The 17,850-nt window shown below is 37.9% G+C and carries 15 protein-coding genes and 2 riboswitches; of the genes, 11 read left to right on the top strand and 4 right to left on the bottom strand.

Annotation, left to right across the window (positions count from 1 at the left end; all coding sequences use genetic code 11):
• Positions 1 to 3: 3 nt before the first annotated feature.
• Positions 4 to 1,107 carry a methionine biosynthesis PLP-dependent protein gene (locus ACHABU_RS09815; protein WP_435764655.1) on the bottom strand — a complete coding sequence of 368 codons (1,104 nt, stop codon included), beginning with the start codon at positions 1,105 to 1,107 and terminating at the stop codon, positions 4 to 6.
• Between the two features lie 68 nt (positions 1,108 to 1,175).
• Positions 1,176 to 1,287: riboswitch (SAM riboswitch) on the bottom strand.
• 225 nt (positions 1,288 to 1,512) lie between these two features.
• Here ACHABU_RS09815 and ACHABU_RS09810 point away from each other — a divergent pair.
• The 8 genes from ACHABU_RS09810 (at position 1,513) to ACHABU_RS09775 (ending at position 10,913) form a co-directional block, all read left to right on the top strand.
• Positions 1,513 to 2,373 carry a manganese catalase family protein gene (locus tag ACHABU_RS09810; protein WP_435764654.1) on the top strand — a complete coding sequence of 287 codons (861 nt, stop codon included), beginning with the start codon at positions 1,513 to 1,515 and terminating at the stop codon, positions 2,371 to 2,373.
• A 352-nt stretch (positions 2,374 to 2,725) separates the two neighbouring features.
• The gene (locus tag ACHABU_RS09805) at positions 2,726 to 3,715 is read left to right on the top strand and encodes an LLM class flavin-dependent oxidoreductase (RefSeq protein ID WP_435764653.1); all 990 of its coding nucleotides are present in this window, start codon (positions 2,726 to 2,728) and stop codon (positions 3,713 to 3,715) included.
• Between the two features lie 178 nt (positions 3,716 to 3,893).
• Positions 3,894 to 6,056 (top strand): DNA topoisomerase, encoded by a 2,163-nt coding sequence (locus tag ACHABU_RS09800; RefSeq protein WP_435764652.1) that lies wholly within the window; start codon positions 3,894 to 3,896, stop codon positions 6,054 to 6,056.
• A 151-nt stretch (positions 6,057 to 6,207) separates the two neighbouring features.
• Positions 6,208 to 6,639, top strand: a complete 432-nt coding sequence (locus tag ACHABU_RS09795; protein WP_435764651.1) for a hypothetical protein — start codon at positions 6,208 to 6,210, stop codon at positions 6,637 to 6,639.
• 181 nt (positions 6,640 to 6,820) lie between these two features.
• Positions 6,821 to 7,570, top strand: a complete 750-nt coding sequence (locus ACHABU_RS09790) for a hypothetical protein (RefSeq protein WP_435764650.1) — start codon at positions 6,821 to 6,823, stop codon at positions 7,568 to 7,570.
• Between the two features lie 38 nt (positions 7,571 to 7,608).
• Positions 7,609 to 8,313, top strand: a complete 705-nt coding sequence (locus tag ACHABU_RS09785; protein ID WP_435764649.1) for an SDR family oxidoreductase — start codon at positions 7,609 to 7,611, stop codon at positions 8,311 to 8,313.
• 244 nt (positions 8,314 to 8,557) lie between these two features.
• Positions 8,558 to 9,766, top strand: a complete 1,209-nt coding sequence (locus tag ACHABU_RS09780; RefSeq protein ID WP_435764648.1) for an NAD(P)/FAD-dependent oxidoreductase — start codon at positions 8,558 to 8,560, stop codon at positions 9,764 to 9,766.
• 271 nt (positions 9,767 to 10,037) lie between these two features.
• Positions 10,038 to 10,913 (top strand): VanW family protein, encoded by an 876-nt coding sequence (locus ACHABU_RS09775; RefSeq protein WP_435764647.1) that lies wholly within the window; start codon positions 10,038 to 10,040, stop codon positions 10,911 to 10,913.
• Here ACHABU_RS09775 and ACHABU_RS09770 read toward each other — a convergent pair.
• Positions 10,894 to 11,256 (bottom strand): thiol-disulfide oxidoreductase DCC family protein, encoded by a 363-nt coding sequence (locus ACHABU_RS09770; RefSeq protein ID WP_435764646.1) that lies wholly within the window; start codon positions 11,254 to 11,256, stop codon positions 10,894 to 10,896. The two genes, ACHABU_RS09775 and ACHABU_RS09770, sit on opposite strands and share 20 nt — an antisense overlap.
• A gap of 90 nt (positions 11,257 to 11,346) precedes the next feature.
• Entirely contained in the window at positions 11,347 to 11,883 is a 537-nt protein-coding gene (locus ACHABU_RS09765; RefSeq protein ID WP_435764645.1) for a YceI family protein, read from the bottom strand.
• 299 nt (positions 11,884 to 12,182) lie between these two features.
• A riboswitch (TPP riboswitch) is annotated at positions 12,183 to 12,284 on the top strand.
• Between the two features lie 94 nt (positions 12,285 to 12,378).
• Between ACHABU_RS09765 and thiT the strand changes: the two genes are divergently transcribed.
• Complete coding sequence (gene thiT / locus ACHABU_RS09760) at positions 12,379 to 12,948, top strand: energy-coupled thiamine transporter ThiT (RefSeq protein ID WP_435764644.1); 570 nt, start codon at positions 12,379 to 12,381, stop codon at positions 12,946 to 12,948.
• A gap of 1,009 nt (positions 12,949 to 13,957) precedes the next feature.
• Here the strand turns inward: thiT and ACHABU_RS09755 are convergent.
• On the bottom strand, positions 13,958 to 14,308 hold the full coding sequence (locus ACHABU_RS09755; RefSeq protein ID WP_435764643.1) for a general stress protein: 351 nt from the start codon (positions 14,306 to 14,308) through the stop codon (positions 13,958 to 13,960).
• Positions 14,309 to 14,446: 138 nt separating this feature from the next.
• Here ACHABU_RS09755 and ACHABU_RS09750 point away from each other — a divergent pair, with 138 nt between their 5' ends.
• Positions 14,447 to 15,862 (top strand): hypothetical protein, encoded by a 1,416-nt coding sequence (locus ACHABU_RS09750; RefSeq protein ID WP_435764642.1) that lies wholly within the window; start codon positions 14,447 to 14,449, stop codon positions 15,860 to 15,862.
• Between the two features lie 188 nt (positions 15,863 to 16,050).
• Positions 16,051 to 17,787 (top strand): carbon starvation CstA family protein, encoded by a 1,737-nt coding sequence (locus ACHABU_RS09745; protein WP_435764641.1) that lies wholly within the window; start codon positions 16,051 to 16,053, stop codon positions 17,785 to 17,787.
• Positions 17,788 to 17,850 lie beyond the last annotated feature (63 nt).

The raw sequence follows: 17,850 nt of genomic DNA, 5'->3' as shown, positions 1-17,850 counted from the left end.
CTCCTATTCCAAAATTGATAGTGCTTGTTGTAAGTCCGCTTTTAAATCTTCCACATTCTCAATACCTACGGAAAAACGTAGTAGTTCGTTGCTGATGCCCCGTCTTAATCGCTCGTCTTCTGGCATATCTGCATGGGTCTGTGTGGTTGGATACGTAATAAAACTTTCGACACCACCAAGGCTTTCGGCAAAAACAATCAATTGTAGCTTCAATAAGAAAGGATCGACATATTTGCTCTTTTTTAGGCAGAATGAGAGCATGCCGCCTTTGTTGGGATAAAGAACTTTTGTAACGGCGGGGTGTTCTTTTAGATATCCAGCAATGATTCTAGCATTTTCCTCATGTCTATCCATTCGGAGGGACAATGTTTTTAAGCCCCGGATTAGCAACCAGGAATCAAATGGGGAGAGAACGGCACCATTTGCGTTATGATTCAGAGATAATTTTGCACAAATCGCTTCACCTTTAGCCACGACTAACCCTGCTAAAACATCATTGTGACCCCCAATATATTTTGTGGCACTGTGAATGACAATATCAGCACCGAGACTGATTGGCTGCTGCAAGTAAGGCGTTAAAAATGTATTGTCCACAATTAATAGTAGATCATGTTGTTTTGCCAACGTTGCATACAGGCTGATATTGATTTCCTGCATCGATGGATTTGTTGGCGTTTCGATAAATATTGCCTTCGTATTGGGTGTTATTAGTTGCTCTGTTTTTTCAATATCGTCAAATGTATCATAGGTTGTTTTAATATCATAGATATCTGCATATTGTTCCAGCATACGGTATGTTCCACCATATAAATCCTCGGGTGCAATTAAATGGTCACCAGACCGGAAAAGGGAGAGGACTAATTGGATAGCTGCCATCCCGGAGCTACAGGCGTAACCTGTATCACCGGCTTCTAATTCAGCAATCCCTGCTTCCAAAATGTTACGAGTAGGATTTTTTGTTCGCGTATAGTCATAGCCAGTGGATTGTCCAAGTCCCTTATGCTGATAAGCTGTTGATAAATAAATGGGTGGATTGATTGCTCCGGTTTTCTCATCGCTTTTATTTCCTAACTGAGCTAATTTTGTTTCAATACTTTTGTTTGACATTTTTCAACCTCCAAATGTAAATAAGGGCCTTCTTCAACTAAGAAGAAGGCCCTAATATGTATGCATTCTTCTTATCTTCTAGGCAGAAATACAAACGCCTACTGGAATTAGCACCTTAACCTGCATGGTTTGGTTGCTGAGACATCAAAGGGCCAGTCCCTCCGTCTCTCTTGATAAGAGATTAAACTAATTTATGTAATTTTTCTAAATAATACTTTCAGCTTACAATATAAAATTAAAAAAAGCAAGAAGAATATAATATTTCTCCTGAATATATTGCATATATGGAAAGGTAAAGGAAAGAAGCAAGCACTTTTAGGATGCTATATGAATACCTAATAAAGAGGGTGGTTTATTGCCTATAGACTTACCAGATATGCAATTAATTTAAAGGAAGTGACTCTATTGTTTTATCATGTCAAAGAATTGCAATACCACGCAAAGCCGGAACGTCCAGATCCCGTGTTTGCTGGGAGACTGCAAGAAGTACTCGGGGGTCAATGGGGTGAGATGTCAGTAGCTATGCAATATTTATTCCAGGGTTGGAACACGCGCGGCGATGGAAAATATAAAGATTTATTGATGGATACCGGTGCAGAAGAACTTGCCCATGTGGAAATGCTTGCAACCATGATTGCAAGACTTTTGGACGGTGCTCCTGATATTGAATTGGAAGATGCTGCAAAGGATCCGATGGTGGCAGCAATTTTAGGAGGAATGAATCCACAACATGCAATTGTGTCCGGTTTAGGTGCCATGCCGGCGGATAGTATGGGGAATCGCTGGACAGCAAATTATATTATTGCAAGTGGAAACCTGCTTGCAGATTTTCGAATGAATCTGACTGCTGAATCACAAGGACGTCTTCAAGTTGCACGTCTATATGAGATGACAAATGATCGTGGTGTCAAAGATATGCTTTCCTGGTTACTTGCAAGAGATACCATGCATCAAAATCAGTGGTATGCCGCAATCAGAGAACTGGAAGAAAAAGAAAATATCGTTGTGCCGAGTACGTTCCCAAGGGAATTGGAAAAGGAGGAAGTAGCCTACACATTATTCAACTTTTCCATGGGGAATGAAAGTGCTACTGGAAGATGGGCGCACGGCCCAAGTATGGATGGCTGTGGAACGTTTAATTATGTTGAGGACCCAGTTCCATTGGCACCAGCACCGAAACTTCCCCCAGCTCCACCGTACATTTTTGATACACCATTATGGGCGTTGAGAAAGTCCGACGATCTGCCGGAACCGGATATGAAATAACATACAAAGTGGACTGTCTATTATTATAGACAGTCCACTTTCATTTTACCCCAAGGTAAGGGAAGGAGACTGTTACCAGATTAATTCTTGTTATAACTACAATCGGATGAAATCATTTGATGAGATATAATGATAGAATAATACTCCTTTAGTTCCTCTATTTAAACAATTGTACTAGTTTCCCCACAACACTGCTTGGTCTGAATAGACAAGTGAAAAAATTCACCTTACAATGAATATATTCCCATAAAAATCGACTGTTGTAGAATTATTCAAATCGTGTTTTAAAAATCCGGAAAGATCAAAAAGCATATAAAGAGTAAATTAGAATAGAAGAAAGGGATGGTTACATATGAAATTAAGTGTACTCGATCAAGCACCTGTAACGAGTGGAAATACAGCTGTAGATGCATTGAGAAAAGCAGAAGAATTGGCTATCTTGGCAGATGAGTTAGGCTATCACCGATTGTGGATGGCTGAGCACCATGGGACAGAAACTCATGTTAGCTCAGCGCCAGAAGTAACGATTGCCCGTTTGGCTGCTAAAACAAAAAGTATACGCATCGGAACTGGTGGCATTATGATGATGCATTATTCGCCTTTAAAACTAGCCGAGGTGTTCAAAACACTTAGTGCCTTTTCTCCTGGGCGGATTGATTTTGGCGTCGGTCGTGCACCGGGTGGCGATAGAGATGCTATATATGCGCTATCCGAAGGGCGTCAGCCGATGTTAAACAATATGTATGAAAAATTTGCGACAACATTAAAATTAATCAATGATGAAGTACCGGAAGATAGCTTGTACAAAATGGTTGCAACACCATCCCAAATAACCTTGCCAGAAGCATGGATGCTGGGATCAAGCGGTAACAGTGCATTAAAAACGGCACAAATGGGTGTTGGCTATTCTTTTGCGCAATTTTTTAATGGGGAGATGTCAAAAGAGATTTTAGACACATACAAGCATCATTTTCAGCCATCCGTATTTATGGAGAAACCGGAAATTAATGTGGCATACATGGTTACCACTGCTGAAACAAAAGAAGAAGCTGAATTTGAGGCGCTACCACAAGATATATCCCGATTATGGCTTTCGAAAGGGCGCATAGGACAAACATTAACACCTGAAGCCGCCGAAGACTACCCGTTGACTGAAATCGATCGAATGACCATCCAAAAAGATCGCAAATTGCATTTAGTAGGATCAGCTAAAGAAGTGGCAACACAATTACAAGAAGAACAAGCACAATACGGATTTGATGAAGCAATGATTTGCAGTATCCCGCACTCGCAGGAAAAACGATTGGAAGTTTATCGTTTATTGGCAAGGGAACTGTTTTAAATAGGAAAAAGAAAAAAGAATTGACTTAGATCAATTCTTTTTTCATCTGCGCAATGTTTATTCACACAGTGTTCCTTTGTAGCCTTAGTAAGAAATATAGGGAAATGCTATTTCAAAAACACACGCCATCGTTTATAATGAAATGAACGAACGTGTGTTTTTATTTGGAGGTTGACTTATGAAATTAATACTAGCTGAAAAACCATCCGTTGCAAAAAACATTGCAGACGCATTAAAAATTAAAACGAAAAAAGACGGCTATTTTGAAGGAAACGGCCATATTATTACATGGGCTTTCGGTCATCTCGTTGAACTTTATGATGCTAAGGATTATGACAGTAAGATGAAAAGCTGGAAAATGGATAACTTTCCTTTTATCCCATCTGATTTTAAATATAAAGTGAAGAGCAGTCCGCTAAATAGAGCAAAGTCTGATGCTGGAGCAGCCAAGCAGCTCAAAACAATTCAATCTCTAATGAAACGACAGGATGTAGATGCAATTATTTCTGCATGTGATTATGATCGAGAAGGTCAGTTAATCGGAGACAGTATTATTTACCGCGGTGGTGTGAAGCCAAAAGCTGAAGTTTATCGTCTTTTGTTAAATGAATGGACGCAAAATGAAGTTTTACATGGTTTGGAAACAATAAAACCAAATACTGCTATGAAGCCGCTTCGGGATGCTGGAATCAGCAGGCAGTGGGCCGACTGGGTGATTGGCATTAATTTAACTTCTGTAGCAACCTTAAAATATCAAAAAGGAAAAGGGAAAGCATTAAACATTGGCAGGGTCTTATTACCCACACTCAAAATAATCTATGATCGTGATAAAGAAATTGAAAATTTTAAGCCGGAAGATTATTTTAAGCTGAAAGCAACATTTCAGACCCAGAATAATCATGAATATGAAGGTACATATATGGAAGGCAAGGAGGAAAAATTTAAGAAAAGGGAAACTTTGAATGCGATTCATGATGCTATACAAAATAAGCAAGCTGAAATCATTGATAAACAGGTGGAGAAAAAGAAAGAGTTTCCTCCATTCTTATTCAACCTTTCCAATCTTCAAGGGTATATCACGAATAAATTCAGAGGCTGGACATCGGATAAAGTATTGAAAGTGGCCCAAGCGCTTTATGAAAAAAAATATATTACATATCCACGAACATCCAGTATGGCCTTGGAAGAAAGTATTGTTGGTAAAACAGCTACTGTATTAAAGACGCATTCCGAAGATTTGCCATATAGGAACGAAATAAAGTTTATAAAATCAAAAAGAGTCTTTAATAATGCAAAAGTGGAAAGCCATAGTGCCATTATTCCAACTTACTTAAAGCCAAAACGACTTTCTGCGGATGAAAATATTGTTTATACAGCAATTAAAAACCGTTTTATCATGCAATTTATGCCAATTGCCGAATATGAAGAAACGAAGCTAATCACGAAAATCGATGGAAATGATCTGCGTGGAGTTTTTGTTTCCAAAGGGAAGGTACAGCTTGTGGAGGGTTGGAAAAAAGTCGAGAAGATCCAATCCAAGGATACATTATTACCATTGGTTGAAGAGAAAGACCGTGTTCGTTTAATAGATTCCGAGGTGACTTCTCATGTTACCAAGCCGCCAAAACACCATACAGAGCAAACCTTACTACGTGTAATGGAAACATGTGGAAAAAGCTTCAAAGAAGAAGATGACAGTGAAGAATTAATGGGAAGCATTTTAACAGGGTTTAGTATAGGAACACCGGCAACAAGGGCAGAAACAATCAAGAAACTAAAAGACGTTGGTTATATTACGACAGATAGTAAAAATCTGCTATGCTCTGATCTTGGCAAGCGACTTGTTGAAACTTTCCCTGTACATGATTTGTTTGACCTGGAATTTACCGGGCGACTGGAGAAAGCATTGTCGGATATTCAAAAAGGAAAAGCAAGCAAAAAGGAATTCCTTAATCATGTTTTTCATTTTACGAATAATTCAGTAGAAACGATTAAAAATGGGGAAGCAATTATTATTAAAGAAGTAAGCTCATCTAGAGCTACTAATGAAGTATTAGGGATTTGCCCACAATGTGGTGGGAAAATAACAGACGGATATAAAAGCTTTGGTTGCAGTAATTGGAAAAAGGGCTGTAAATTTGTCATTTGGAAAAATGATAAGTTTTTAGCAACAATGAAAAAGAAACCAACCAAAACAATGGTAAAGGATTTGCTGAAGAATAATAAAACCCACGTAAGGGGACTAACAAGCAAAAACGGAAAAAAATTCAATGCTTATTTAAGCTATGAAGAGAATGCAGAAAATGACTATTACAGTTGGAAAATGGATTTCTCAAAATAATAAAGGGTATGAGCGCATGGAATATTTTTTCAAGCTTTTAGTTGCCAAATGGTGTATACTAAGAAGTAGAGGTAGCATAATTCATTAAACGGATATCTTGAAGAATTATATTTACGATGCTAATTTTCCTCGAAACAGAAGGATGATACACATGAAAAAAGTTATCGTAAGTACGAAGGAAAACCTAGTTTACGGCACACTTATATGGATCTATGCGAGTAATAAAAAAGTATATCACAGCAGTAGGTGCATTGATGGTGATGCAGCATTCAGTGATTACGATTCACATTATATGGGGAAAGTCCACGAGCTTTATCGAAATCAGGAAAAGCAACCCGCACTTTTTAACCGTATGCTTGCAAAATCAGATAGAATTTTCGGTGTTTGTTTAAATAATCGACGTCTTGATAATGGGTCAAAAGATGTAAAGGTTTTATTTTTCCCAAACTGGGAAGATGTTCAGGAATTTGCTGAAAATGATTTCCCAGTCCTTGCTGAAACTCGACAAAATAACAAAATTGAAGCAAAACAAAAGTGGATGGAAAGAGGAAAAGCTTTTTCCAGCAAGAAAAAAACGATATAAAGCTTATAAAAGAACTGTCCCAGTAGGTCTTGAACCTGCATTGGGCAGTTTTTTTATTTTACTAAACTTTAAATGGGATTAAATAGCTGAAAAGGTTTGAAAAATATACCAATTAAGGCTTACAATAGGATAAATACTAAATATCGGTAATAACAGACAAAAACGATATAGGAGCTGAAAAATGAAGAATAAAAAACTGATAATCATTAATGTGTTGACATTGGTTGCTTTCTTTATAGTTGTGAGTGCCGGTATTCATCGTGCTGAAGCTACAAAAAATGAATATGAAAAAAGCGACAAGGAAGACGAAGAAATAAGGAATGTTGTTATCACTGAGACGGAAACGGAAGTACAGGAGCTCAGCCCCAATAATGAAAATGTGGAGATATTTACTCCAACAGTTTTTGTAAAAAGAGAAAATGCGGGATCTATCGCATTGCAGAATATGGATCGGTTTTCCATTCAAGAAGAATCGGTGGAAGTGTCAGAAGAGAAAGAAGAGGAATTGACGGAAGTAGTGGAAAATGAAGAAGAAAACACTACCCATTTTTCTACAGAAAGTTCTGAAAGCAGCACATGGAAGTCAAGCAGCAAATCAACTGGAAATAATGAAATTAAAAAGGTTGAAAAAAAGCAGGTAATAACTACACAACCTAAGGAAAGTAAGAAGGAAGACAAAACTAAAGAAGAGCCAGTTGAACAAGTCAAAGAAGAAAATCAAAAAGAGGAAGAAGAGAAACAAGAATCAGCTCCAGAACCAGATTTAGAACCAGAGCCAAATCCGGAACCAAATCCAGAACCGGATCCAGAACCAGATCCAGATCCAAATCCAGAACCCGATCCAGATGAAGAATCAGAAACAAAGCAGAAACCAGGACCTGAAAATAGATCTAAAGAACAGGCGAAAGCAGAATTACCACCTCAAGGGTAACTTAAACTTAAATTAAATAGATTGAAGGAGGATGCTCATTGTTAAAACTTAAAGGGAAAAATGCAATCGTAACCGGAGCAAGCAGTGGAATTGGAACAGCAATTGCCAAGCATTTGGCGGAAGAAGGTGCAAATGTCGTTGTTGCGGCACGCAGAAAGGACAAGCTAGATGCAATAGTAAATCAGATAAACAATGGCGGCAAAGGGAAAGCAGTTAGTGTTCCTACCGATGTTTCCAATCAAGAAGACGTTGAATCCATGGTGAAGAAAGCAAGAGAAGCTTTTGGGGACATCGATATTTATGTGAATAATGCAGGATTAGTAGGTAATGGTGTTGTAAGAGAAGCGAACGTAGAAGAATGGGATCAAATGATTGATGTTAATATTAAAGGTGTATTGTATGGTATACATGCAGTATTGCCGGGTATGATTGAAAAGTCTACTGGTCACATTGTTAATATTTCCTCGGTTTCTGGTCATGAAGTTACAAAGAAAAGTACGGTCTACAGTGCTACGAAATTCGCAGTACGGGCAATTTCATCTGGTCTTGAAAAAGAATTGGCTAGAACAGGTGTGAGAATAACAAATATATCACCAGGTATGGTTGAAACGGAGCGTAATTCGGAAAGACTTCCTACAGATCGGGAACCCTTACAAACAGACGATATAGCTAGAGCAGTTGTTTATGCAGCTACCCAACCAAGTTATGTGAATGTAAATGAAATAACGGTTAGGCCTATTTAGTCGAATTATGCGGAGTTTTTACGTGTTCAGAGAAAAGGGTAGCGGCTAGGGGCAAAGTTCAAAAAAATTTTTGATGAAAAAAGTTTCGTTTATTAGCGTATTCACAAAAAGTTTGATATTATAATGAAGTAATGACTAAAATTTTAATTGGCTTAAGCGATTTATGACTTTATAGTATGATTAATTGTTGAAAGCGCTTGTAATCCCTGGATTTCAAGGGGAAAAGAAAGGATGGAAAATATTTATGAGTAAACCAAAAATAGTTGTACTCGGTGCTGGTTATGCTGGCCTTGTTACATCCAGACGTTTATCACAAAAACTATCACCGGAAGAAGCAGAAATTGTATTAATTAACAAACATAATTATCACTATGAAAGTACTTGGTTACATGAAGTGGCTGCAGGAACAATCAATCCAAATCAGGCGCGTTTTATGCTTACGGATGCGGTTAATCCGAAAAAGGTTCGTTTAATTTATGATAGTGTACTTGAAGTGAAAAGAGACGAGCAACGTGTAGTGCTGGAAAATAGTGAAGTTTCATATGATTATTTAGTAATTGCTCTTGGGTTCGTATCGAATACGTTTGGTATCCCAGGAATGGATGAACATGCATTTGCAATCACTGATATTGATTCAAGTCGCTTAATTGCTGAGCATATTGAATATCAATTTGCCAAGTATGCTTCAGAAGAAAACCCAAATGATGATGATCTGACCATTCTTGTTGGTGGCGGTGGTTTCACTGGTATCGAATTCGCAGGGGAATTAGCTGAAAAAGTTCCTCAACTTTGCAAAAAGTATGATATTGACCGCAGTAAAGCACGTATCATCAATGTCGAAGCAGCACCATCTATTTTACCGATGTTTGACGAAGATCTTGTTACATATGCGAAAAAATCGCTTGAAGATCGTGGTGTGGAGTTCAGAATTGGAACACCGATTAAAGAAGCTACTCCAGAAGGTTTTATTGTTGGAGATGATAAAGAGTTAATTAAGGCTGGTACCGTTATTTGGACTGGCGGTGTTACTGGTAACCCAGTTCTGGCTAAATCCGGTTTCGAATTAGTTAAAGGTAAAGTAAATGTAGATGCAGATTTAAGAGTATCAGGAGAAGAAAATATCTTCATTCTCGGAGACTGTTCATGGGTTATGGATAAAGAGTCGGGTCGTCCATATCCACCAACAGGCCAATTGGCTACACAAGAAGGTGCAGTAGCTGCGGATAATATTGCAGCATTAATACGCAATCAACCTTTACAAGATTTTGTATTCCAAAACAAAGGAACGGTTGCATCTCTTGGATTTACGGATGGAATTGGAAATATCCTTGATGGTAATAAAATACGAGGAAAATCAGCAGCAGCAATGAAGAAAGTAGTTGATGATCGTTCCCTATTTATGGTCGGCGGAGCGAAAGCAGTACTTAAAAAAGGAAAATTCCGTCCTTTCTAAGAAATTGAAGTAAATTAGAATTTAAATAAGCTCCAGAACTAAGGAGGTAACTAATTAATGAAAAAGACTTTATACGGATTAATACTTGTACTGGCATCTCTCGTAGGATACCGTCTTGCAAGTGATTATTTAGAAGACAATAGAGATTTCAGATAAAGAATAAACATCATCCAATATGGATGGTGTTTATTTTTAATTAGGGTAGAATTAACGAATTTTATCTACTCTAGAATGGAATTATCAGGTTTGTTTCATACTATTGGTAGGAGGTGTGAACGTGCTTACTTTTTTGTCAGTTATACTGGTAGCAAGCCTTACGGTGAATGTCGAAGATGCCAATGTTAATATTAATAATAATGAAATTACATTGGATACCGTCGAAATTCAACAATACGGATTAGATTTGATTGATCACGCTTTAATTGATGAATATAAACTAATAAATTTAATGGACAGCCTGGATGAAGTCATCTATCAAGAAGCACAGGATGCGCAATTTAATAAAGACGGTACAATAATAAAGGAAAAATTGGGAGTTACTTTAGATAGGAGAGAATTCAATCGTTTATTCAGAGAATTATATTATAGTGATAACAAAGGAAAGCTAAAAGTTCCGAAAACCTCTGTTTATCCAAAAGTAGATCAGGGACTCTTAAGAGAAATTAGTATGAAAGAGCTTGGGAGATATGTCACCTTCTATAAACAAAGCAATTCAGAAAGGTCTCACAATATAGCTTTAGCTGCAGAAGCTATTAATAACACGGTTGTATTTCCAGGGGAGACATTTTCCTTTAATGGTGTAGTAGGTGAAAGAACAACAGAAAGAGGATATAAACAAGCGCCGGTCATTGTAAAGGGAGAACTGTCCGAGGATATTGGTGGTGGTATTTGTCAGGTTTCTTCTACGCTTTATAATGCAGTAGATCTAAAAGGAGTTCAAATAGTGGAAAGATATGCCCATAGCAGACAAGTTCCCTATGTTCCACCAGGAAGAGACGCAACCGTAAGCTGGTGGGGGCCTGATTTTGTTTTTAAGAACCTGTATAACGAGCCGATTTTAATTCGTGCCAAATCAGAGAATGGCCAAATGAATGTTACAGTACACTCCTCAGATACTGTGGAGTACTTTAACGGGAGTGAGGATTGATTTGACACGATTCTCCGTCTGCACACTGATTAACAGGGACAAGTTTTCTATTATTAGCAACCAGTTTATAAATAGTGTCTCCGAGTCCTATGAACTTGAAAATATACATGAATGGAACGAGAATCCATAAGAGTGGGAGCACTTTTGCTATTTGAATAATTGCTGAATAACCTTTGTACCATCGATTATTATATTTAACATGAAGACTCTTTTCCATTTCAAGTGGATAATCTTTCATATTCCGAAATGAATCGAATGTAAGCTTATTTCGCCAATCGAGTCTTTTCCAAATGGTTGAAGAATTTGTACAAATTTTGCAGTAACTATCATAATAGACAATCATATTCATATACCTCCACTAATAATTTAAGTCAATTCTATACAAAAAGCTGTATTTCACAAAGGAAATACAGCTTTTTGATATGGTCGGTTATTACGCTTGTTTATGAAGCTCAAGCTCAAAATTGATTTTAACATCTTCACCAACAAGTACGCCACCAGTTTCAACTGCTGCGTTCCAAGTAAGGCCGAAATCTTTACGGTTAATGGATGTATTGCCACTGAAACCAGCTACAGTAGCTCCGCCCATCGGATCTTTACTTTGACCTTCAAATGTAACATCAAGTGTAACAGGCTTCGTAGTTTCTTTAATCGTTAAATCACCAATTACTTCATAGTCATGAGATGATTTTTTCTTGATATCTGTAGCGACGAAAGTCATTTTAGGGTAGTTTTCTGCATCAAAGAAATCTCCTGAGCGTAAATGATTATCGCGATCTTCATTACGTGTATTCACACTTGCTATATCTACAGTTAATTCTACTTTAGAATCTGTTAGATCTTCTACGTCTGCTTCAATTACAGCATCAAATGAATCGAATGTGCCTTTAGCTTTTGAAATCATCATGTGTTTTACTGAGAAACCGACTTCACTGTGTACTTGGTCAACTGTCCAAACTGTTTTTGTCATTATAAATCCCTCCAAATAATTTTCTGTAACCCGGTAGTTACTTTCTGTTACCTAGTATAAATTGATACGTGTTTAAAGTCAAGTGTTTTTAATTAAAAATAAATGAATTAAGTTTAAATTTAATTTAATAAAAGGTAGGACTACTTTAATGTTCCCTTACTCTTCGAATTGAAACATAAATTTTCCATTCCGAGATGCAAGGAATAAAATGCTGAACCAAAAGTTTTTTGGGTTATAAGAGATTGTTATTTTCTTTATAATAAGGTACAATACACATAACAAATGAAGCATATAGAATAAAAGCCTACAGGGGGAGCCATTTGGCTGAGAGTGAACATTTTGTTCAGACCCTTTGAACCTGTTAGTTAGTACTAGCGTAGGGATTGGTGGTTTTTTTGATGGATTAAAAAGCAATGTGAGCGGATTCCCCCATCAGGAAGCTTCCCCTCGGCATTGCTTTTTTTGCGTGGAAATTTAAAAAGGGAGGTAATACAGTTGAGGTCAAAACGAATTTTATTCTTAGTTGAAGTATCAATTTTTACTGCGTTGGCATTACTTTTGGATATTTTACCATTATCATTTAAAATATGGGCTCAGGGTGGATCGATTTCCTTTGCGATGATTCCCGTATTTATAGTTGCATTTCGCTGGGGGTTAAAAGGTGGTCTGCTTTCTGGGTTTTTGTGGGGAGTATTACAGGTTGCAACCGGAACAGCATATGTTTTAACACCATTACAAGGATTTATTGATTACGCGTTAGCCTTTACAGTCATAGGCTTTGCCGGTATTTTTGCCAATCGAATTCAACAGGCAGTAAAGTCAGGTGAAACAAAGAAATATCTTACTTATATCACGCTTGGGGTATTATTAGGGTCTACATTACGATTTATTGCTCACTATGTAGCAGGGCTCGTGTTCTTTGGCTCCGCAATTGAGGGGCAACCTGCATGGTTATATTCATTAATTTATAATGGTTCTTACATGGTTCCATCCTTTATTTTATGTACGGTTATTGTGTTCTTCTTGTTCCATAAACAACCTAGAACGTTATTGAACGTAGCTTAGAAGTATTGTATATTCGCTCACAATAAGGTAACCTCATAATCAATGAGGTTACCTTATATTTATTGGAGGCTGATCGTATACGTGAATTAATAGGGAAGTGTACATCATGTAAGAAAAATATATATTGTGAAAGTGGTTTTTTTAATGGTATTCAAGAAAATGGGAAGTTAATATGTAATGACTGTGTGAATAGGAAAGAAAAGAAATAGTCTTCCAATTCTTGTTTTCTATCTTATTCAACTTTCGCAGAATGAAATGGATAAATAAGCCTTGATAGAATTAGGAGGACTGGAGCTACACTGTTTAAGTTGACTTTGGTTTGGATTAACTGTTTGCGCTGAGCAGTCTGGATACATCTATACTCAAGGATTTTTTCGTTAATTTCCCTCTTTTATCGTCCGATTTTATATAAACTACGAAGTAACTGCTGGTGGTTTCTATCGGTATGCAGAAACTTCGGCGACCGCTCTGGGAAATACACTGCGCTTTTCGCGGGCGGCTGTTGAGCCTCTTCATGCTGACGCATTTCAGAGTCTCACCTATGCCTTTCCTCCCGCAGAAGTCTCCGTGTATTTCCCAGAGCTGATTAGACGTTTACAAACTATTAACTGCATTAGTGATTGCTATAAAAATCTCATCAAACAGCTTCACCAGTCCGGGTGAGCGGCGGGCGGTGACTCCTGCGGGAACAGCACGTGTCCGAAGACCAGAAGAGTGGTTTTCTCTTCAGGGCTGAGGCCGTGCCCGCGGAAAGCTTCCGCCCAGAGCGATCTCGGACGGCGAGATAAGTTACTTCGCAGTTTATCTCAACTCTGCGACGATTAAAAGGCTATAAACAGTACGAAAAACAGCCTTGTTTTAATCAAGTTTAGCAAGGGGATTATTAGAAACATTCTAAGTTTAACCCAGTTTACTGTTCGAACTTATTTTAATGGTGCGAAAGTTGAGTATCTTATTTTTGAATACATGAGAAAGGGACAACCTTGTTGATTAGGTTATCCCTGTGGCATTATAATATAAAGTTTTCTACGTTGTCATGATTAGTAACCATTAACAGAATCTTTCCGTCGTCCAGGTCCTCTTCGTAATTCTCCGCCTCTGCTTTGGAGAAGCCCATTTCTTCTAGTTTTGTTCGTAATTCGTCCCCTTGGCTGTTGAACATATTTCCTACAGCACTACTAAAATCCATTTCTTTCATGCCGATCGTATTTGTTTCTGATCCGTCGGCTAAACGGCCAGTTCGCTCATCATCATGTGTGAGTAGATAGATGTCATCCTTCTTTACTCCACGAACTTGTAGTTTGTTTACATCCGTTTTTAATTGTTCTTCATTTATATATTCTCTAATAAAAGGTTTCATAAAGTAATTCCTCCTTTGTTGTTACTAGTCTTATTCCCGCTCCTTATAGAAATAAACATCATACGGCTTTGGAATCTGGTAGCGTTCCTCTTCGATTATGCATAGGCTATAGCACAACCGAAGAAAGGAAGAGGATGAATGGATTTAACAATACCCCATCTGTTGTATGGATTATTTACTTTAATTATTATTGTTACAATGGTCTTCCGCAAAGGAGTTGTTTTACCAACATTACTTGGCACATTCGTAATCGCTTTTGTATATAAAGGAAATATTATTGATGGTTTTACCGCAATATTTAATGCGAATTTAGTTGCTGCTCAAGAATTATTCAGTATCTTTTTAATCATAACGTTTATGCTGGCACTCTTGCATTCGCTACGTGATTTAGGGGCAGATGTCAGAATGATTCAACCTATCCAAAAGATGATGGTAAATGGGCATGTGTCCTTTTTTATCCTAATCATTGTAACGTATGTTATTTCCTTGTTTTTCTGGCCGACACCAGCAGTTCCATTGATTTGTGCATTGCTTGTACCTGCAGCAGTAAGAGCAGGATTACCAGCAATGACCGCAGCAGTTGCAATTGCAATAGCAGGACAAGGAATGGCGCTGTCATCAGATTATATTGTCCAGGTTGCGCCGAGCTTGTCTGCTGCATCGGCTGGAATCGATGTTGGTTCTGTTGCTGATAAAGCATTGGTACTATCCTTGATTGCCGGAGGGGTGGCTATTCTTTTAGCCTATCTATTCTATCGGAAATCGATTCGTTCAATAAATGATCCTCTAAATGAAATCGAACTACAAACGCTCCAGACTGCTGAAGGATCAAAAAATAAAGTACAAACGGCTCATCTTAATACTTGGAGCAAAGTCTTTGCAATTGCTGTCCCAATCTCACTACTTGGTGTTGTAATTTTCATGATGTACAGTAAGCTCTTTTCTGGAGACGGTGGTCTGGTTGGAGGGGATGGAGCAGCATTTGTCGGTGGTGTTGCAGTAATCTTATTATTACTCTCCACCATCGCTTTTGGTAAACATCATGCTCTGGATTATGTTACGAATCACATAACAGATGGATTTGTATTTGCATTTAAAGCAATGGGACCTGTAATACCAATTGCTGGCTTCTTCTTTTTAGGGAGTCCTGATTTCTCCGGAATTATTTTAGGGGTAGAAGAGGGACCTGCATTATTATTCGATCTCGTTGCATCCACGCAGGACTACTTGCCACAAAGTGCATTGCTTGCAGCTTTAAGTGTACTAATTATTGGTGTTATTACGGGGCTTGATGGCTCTGGTTTTTCCGGATTACCACTTACAGGCGCACTTGCTGCTTCATTGGAAACAACATCTATTGATGCTGCAACCCTCGCTGCAATTGGTCAAATGGGGGCTATCTGGACAGGTGGAGGTACCCTTGTTGCCTGGTCATCCTTGATTGCAATAGCAGGTTTCTGTGGTGTATCGGTTATGGATTTAGTGAGAAAGAATTTTCTTCCAGTAATATCAGGTTTAATTATTGCAACGCTTATTGCTGTATTTTTTCTCTAAACGAAATAAATAAAAAGAAGAGGGACAATTTGTCTCTCTTCTTTTTATTTATGAAATGTTAATATAAAATTCTTAATATTTTACTTTTTCATAAACAGTAGATAGAATGTAATTGTACTAATTTAAAGCGTTTTTACATAGCTTGTAAGAGAAATCATTATTCCATTATATAAGAGGAGGTAGAAAAGATGAGTGGTATTTTGGTAGCACTGATTGGGATGGTCGTATTTGCATTGGGTTATCGATATTATTCAAAATTTATAGCAGAAAAAATCTTTAGACTTGATCCAAATTATGTAACACCCGCTCATAAGTACAAAGATGGTGTTGATTTTGTGCCAACGAACAAATTTGTACTATGGGGACATCATTTTACTTCAGTTGCAGGAGCAGCACCGATTCTTGGGCCTGCAATAGCTGTGTATTGGGGATGGCTGCCAGCTTTTCTTTGGGTAATTCTAGGAACAGTCTTCGCTGCGGGTGTTCATGATTTTGGAACACTTGCATTGTCTGTTAGGAATAAAGGGCAATCCGTTGGTACAATAGCTGATAAATTAATTGGAAACCGAGCAAAAGTATTGTTTCTATTTATTATTTTAATATTAGTACTCATGGTAAATGCTGTTTTCGCATGGGTCATTTCTAATTTATTCATTAATTATCCAGCAAGTGTAATTCCAGTATTTATTCAGATTCCATTGGCAATCTGGATTGGATATGCTGCCTATAAACGTAATACGAAAATGCTTATTCCTTCATTGATTGCCTTGGCAATCATGTATATTACTGCTATTTTTGCGAGCAGGTTTGAGTTTTTACAAATTAATCTGGTGCAGTATATGGGCGGTGAGGAGGCTGCAGGTTTATTTGGTTTAGGTGCGGTATCCACTGCATTTTTAATTTGGATTGTAATTTTAATGGTCTATGTATATATAGCATCAACACTGCCGGTATGGAAGCTGCTTCAACCAAGGGATTTCATTAACTCCCATCAGCTTGTCGTCGGACTTGGAATTTTATATTTAGGTTTAATTTTCTTGAATCCTGAAATGACAGCTCCTTTGGTAAATGAAAACCCAGATCGGAATTGGCTCCCGCTTTTATTTATAACCATTGCCTGTGGTGCAATTTCCGGGTTCCACGGATTAGTATCATCAGGTACAACTTCCAAACAGTTGGATAAAGAAACGGATGCCAGATTTGTTGGATATTTTGGAGCTGTTGGTGAAGGTATCTTAGCTTTGGTATCTATAATTGCTGTAGCAACGTTTTTTGCCAACACAGATGCGTTTATGGCAACATACTCAAGTTTCACACAAGCAAATGCTGTTGGGCTTGGCACCTTTGTAGAAGGCGCAGCAAAATTGGCAGAAGGAATTGCTATTCCCCCAGACATAGCTACAACAATCGTTTCAATTATTGTTGTTAGCTTTGCGGCTACGACACTTGATACATCCGTTCGTTTAATGCGTTATATTATTGCTGAACTAGGAGTGGAATACAAGGTGCCTGCGCTTACTAAAACACATGTAGCAACAACGATTGCAGTTGTTTCGAGTGCAGCACTCGTATTAATACCTGAAGGGCCAAATGGATTTGGCTCCGGTGGATACTTAATCTGGCCACTCTTTGGTACTGCGAATCAGTTACTTGCAGGAATCAGTTTAATGTTAATTGCAATTTGGCTTAAACGATTAGGAAGAAATTATGCAGTTGCGTTAATCCCGATGATCTTCCTGATGTTTATGACCATGTATGCCATGTTCCAGCAGGTCATATTCGAATGGTCGTGGTTTGGGAATAACTCCAGTACACTATTATTCGTCCTTGGAGCAATTATATTTGTATTTGCAATTTGGATTAGTCTAACAGCGTTCTCGGCGCTAACAAAGAAGTATGAAGACCCACTTGATAAAGATAAATAAATAGGTAATAGAAGGGGTCATGTATTTGATGGCCCCTTCTCTACATAGTCTGATAGAGAAGGG

The sequence above is a fragment of the Oceanobacillus sp. CF4.6 genome (genome assembly GCF_051262635.1).
GTDB lineage: Bacteria > Bacillota > Bacilli > Bacillales > Amphibacillaceae > Oceanobacillus.
The sequence above is the reverse complement of the archived record's forward strand: the minus strand, read 5'-3'. Positions and strand labels throughout refer to the sequence as shown.